This window comes from Azospirillum sp. B506 (assembly GCF_000333595.1).
Lineage (GTDB): Bacteria > Pseudomonadota > Alphaproteobacteria > Azospirillales > Azospirillaceae > Azospirillum.
Genome location: NZ_BADK01000753.1, coordinates 1 through 980, shown reverse-complemented (window position 1 = coordinate 980; position 980 = coordinate 1). Strand labels below are relative to the sequence as shown.

The following is a 980-nucleotide window of genomic DNA, read 5'->3' as shown; positions in this document are numbered from 1 at the left end:
TACGACAACGACCTTGGACTGAGGGCGCGCGATCCAAGGGAGCGAGATGAGGATGAGAATATCGTATGATCTGCTTCTAATATGACTTGGTGTCGGGGAGACGGGGGATCCTGCATTTCCAACGTAAGCGCTTGTAAAGATCGGATTCCCGCCTTCGCAGAAATGACGGATGAGAGGATCTTACAAGGTGATCCGGTGCGTCAAGCCTGAGACGTTTTCGACAAGGCTCGTCAAGGCTCACAAAGTCCAATTGCTCGTGCCGCCCCATCCCCCTGCGGCATTTTCTCCGCTCTGCTGACACATCCCGAGTACATGTCCAATCGTAGATTGTCCCTTGCAGCGCCAGGGTGAATAAATCCATGTCCCAAGGCATCCGAGTTCACGTCTGGGGCGAGCGTGCCCTGTTTTCCCGCCCGGAGATGAAGGCGGAGCGCGTGTCCTACGACGTCATCACCCTGTCCGCCGCGCGCGGGGTGCTGGAGGCGATCCATTGGAAGCCGGCGATCCGCTGGGTCATCGACCGCATCCATGTGCTGAAGCCGATCCGCTTCGACACCATCCGGCGCAACGAGGTGGGGGCCAAGGCATCCTACGCCACCGCGCGCCAGGGCATGGCGGGCGGCGCGGCTCCGGCGCTCTACGCCGAGGAAGAGCGGCAGCAGCGGGCCAGCGTCCTGCTGCGCAACGTCGGCTATGTCATCGACGCGCATTTCGAAATGACGGCCAAGGCAGGGGCGGCTGACAATCCTGGCAAGCATGCGGAAATGGCCCGACGCCGGATCGCGCGCGGCCAATGCGTCTGGCAACCCTGCCTGGGCTGCCGCGAGTTTCCCGCCTGGTTCGCGCCGGTCGACGGCATGCCCGAGGCCGACGAGGAACTGCGCGGCACGCGCGACCTGGGCTGGATGCTGCACGACATCGACTTCGCCGACGGCATGACGCCGCATTTCTTCCGCGCCGCCATGGTGACGGGGGATCGA

At 63.1% G+C, this 980-nt stretch carries 1 protein-coding gene; it reads left to right on the top strand.

The features are described 5' to 3' along the window. Nucleotides 1-359: 359 nt before the first annotated feature. On the top strand, nt 360-980 hold a 621-nt coding region (gene cas5c / locus I71_RS23650; protein ID WP_042699230.1), incomplete at its 3' end, for a type I-C CRISPR-associated protein Cas5c.